Origin of the sequence: uncultured Microbacterium sp. (assembly GCF_947632095.1) — a bacterium.
In the GTDB taxonomy this organism is placed as follows: domain Bacteria; phylum Actinomycetota; class Actinomycetes; order Actinomycetales; family Microbacteriaceae; genus Microbacterium.
In genome coordinates this window covers 1-2,800 of the sequence record NZ_CANROA010000102.1, presented here as the reverse complement: position 1 = coordinate 2,800, position 2,800 = coordinate 1, and the positions used below count along the sequence as shown (strand labels likewise).

At 69.8% G+C, this 2,800-nt stretch carries 2 protein-coding genes; both read left to right on the top strand.

What is annotated here, in order from left to right:
• The first annotated feature begins 112 nt into the window (after nt 1-112).
• A complete protein-coding gene (locus Q0Z66_RS12405) occupies nt 113-763 on the top strand; it encodes a DNA-3-methyladenine glycosylase (RefSeq protein ID WP_298041621.1) in 651 nt (216 codons plus the stop codon).
• Between the two features lie 129 nt (nt 764-892).
• Nucleotides 893-2,800 (top strand): beta-galactosidase (locus tag Q0Z66_RS12400; protein ID WP_298041619.1); only part of this gene is annotated, 1,908 nt, incomplete at its 3' end.

Below are 2,800 nucleotides of genomic sequence, written 5' to 3'. Positions count from 1 at the left end.
CCGCTGCCCAAGCGGCTCGAGACGCACCTGCTCGACCTGCGCTCGGGGGAGGAGCTCGTCGCGCTCACGGGCTTCGATGTCTCCTGGTGCGCCATGGTCCCGGCGTTCTGACATGCGCCGCGCGACGCGGGACGACCTCGGGCCGCTGCCCGTGGAGGTCGCGCCGCGGCTGCTCGGAGCCCAGCTGCGCACGGTCGTCGACGGCGCCGCGGTGCACCTGCGTATCACCGAGGTCGAGGCCTATCACGGGCGCGGCACCGGACCGGTGCCCGACCCCGGATCCCACGCCCGCAGCGGGCGCACGGCGCGCAACGACACGATGTGGGGAGAGCCCGGGCATCTGTACGTGTACCTCAGCCACGGCATCCATTCGTGCGTCAACGTCGTGTGCGGCCCCGACGGCTCGGCCGGCGGGGTGCTGCTGCGCGCGGCCGAGGTGATCGAGGGCTCGGATGCCGCGGCATCCCGATCCGGACGATCCGGGCGCGACCTGGCCCGGGGCCCCGGGCGCCTTGGACAGGTCTCGGGTCTGCGGCACGCCCTGCACGACGGGATCGATGCGGTCGGCGACGAGCTGCGCCGCGGAGCCCGGGCGGAGCTGTGGTGGGGCGATCCGGTGGCGGCGATCGCGACGGGACCGCGCGTCGGCGTCGCCGGGATCGCCGGAACGGCGGCATTCCCGTGGCGGTTCTGGATCGACGGCGACCCGACGGTGTCGGCCTTCCGCTGGGGGCGCGGTGCCGCTGAGGCGGCCGGCGGCTGATCAGCACCGCGAGACGGCGGAGATCGATGATCTTTCTGCCGCTTGTTGACGTAAATAATCGTCCTCTCTACTGTCGGGGCCATCGCGGCATCGAAGCACGATGCCGTCTCCCCACAGAGAGGTGTCGGAATGCGGCAGCGCGCGTTGAACCAGATGCGGGGTGCCGCACGCACCCTCCTCATCGGCGGTCTCGCCACGGCCATGCTCGCCACGGGAGCCGGGGGCGCGCTCGCTGCCGCGCAGGCGCCGACGACCGAGGTCGGGGCGGCAGCGGGCATCGGCACGACGGTGTTCCCCGGCAACGACGGCGCAGCGCATGAGATCACCTGGGACGAGCACTCGTTCAGCGTCGACGGCGAGCGGCTGAACATCTGGTCGGGCGAATTCCATTACTGGCGGCTTCCCGACCCCGAGCAGTGGCGCGATCTGCTGCAGAAGATCCGTAGCGCCGGCTTCAACGCGGTCTCGCTCTACTTCTTCTGGGGCCTTCACCAGGACGAGGCAGGCGGAGAGTTCGACTTCACCGGGATCCGGGACGTCGATCTGCTGCTGACGATGGCCGAGCAGGAGGGCCTCTACGTCATCGCCCGTCCCGGCCCCTATGTGAACGCCGAGATCTCGATGGGCGGGCTGCCCGCGTATCTCGTGAACACGGATTCGCCGCTGCGCGGATCAGCCGATCCCGAGGTGCTCGCCGCCTCGCTGTCCTGGCTGAGCGCGGTGAACGAGATCATCGGGGCGCATCAGGTCACGGACGGCGGCGGGTCGGTGCTCATGTACCAGGTCGAGAACGAGCTCATCGACGACGCCCCCGCGCGCAAGAAGTTCCTCACCGACCTCACGGCCGGCGTCAAGGCCGACGGGATCACGGTTCCGGTGTTCCACAACGACTGGGGCATGGGCGGTCGGTTCCGCGATACAGAGACGTACGGGCTCGACTTCTATGCGTACGACAACTATCCGCTCGGGTTCAACTGCTCGGCCGGCCGAAACCGGATCGGCGAGTCGGAGGGCGCCTTCCGTGCGATCGCACCGGACACCCCGCAGTTCATCACCGAGTCGCAGGGCGGAGCCTTCACACCGTGGGGCGCGTCCTTTGGCACGGACGCCTGCTACGACTTCACCGACGAGGGCTTCACCCGGCAGTGGGGGACCCGCAACGTCGGCAACGGCGTCACCGCCTACAACTCGTACATGACCTTCGGCGGCACGAACTGGGGTTGGACGGGGTCGCCGTCCTCGGGCTTCACGAGCTACGACTACGGCGCCGCCCTCACCGAGGACCGCACGATCACCGGCAAGTTCGCCGCGCAGAAGGAGATCGGCGAGTTCCTGCAGGCGGTTCCCGACCTCGCCGCGATGGATCCGGCGGCGGCCCCGACTGTCGAGGTGCTCTCCGGCAGTGCCGTCAAGGCCTATCAGCGCATCGCGGTCGACGAGGCCGCGGCCTCGGACACCGAGGGCGGCGCGACGCGCTTCCTCGGTTTCCGCCTGGCCGACTCGAACGACACCGCCGAGACGGAATTCACCTTCCCGCTGGTGATCGGAGCGGCGGATGCCGCGCAGGAGGATGCCGTCGCCATCACCGACGACGCGGACGACGCGATCGTCTACGAGGGCGAGTGGGCGACGGGCGATGACGGGGGCGCCTACGGAGGCGCCGTGACATCGTCGACGGATGCCGGAGCCACGGCGACCTTCTCGTTCACCGGTACGCGCGTGCAGCTGATGACCTCGACCGGCATCGACCACGGGATGGCGCGGGTTCTCATCGACGGCGTCGACCAGGGAGAGTTCACCTCCTACGTCGACACCGAGCAGAACAAGCCGGTGCAGCAGATCAGCTTCGAGATCGGGGGGCTGACGCCGGGCGAGCACACGATCGTCGTGGAGAACCTCGGAAGGGCGGCTGCGGGCGGCACCGGGACGGTCGTCGCCGTCGACGCGTTCCTCGTGCCGAGCACGGCGCGCACGCAGCTGAACGACGACAGCGACCGGATCACGTTCACCGGGGCGTGGGAGTACGCGACCGGCAAG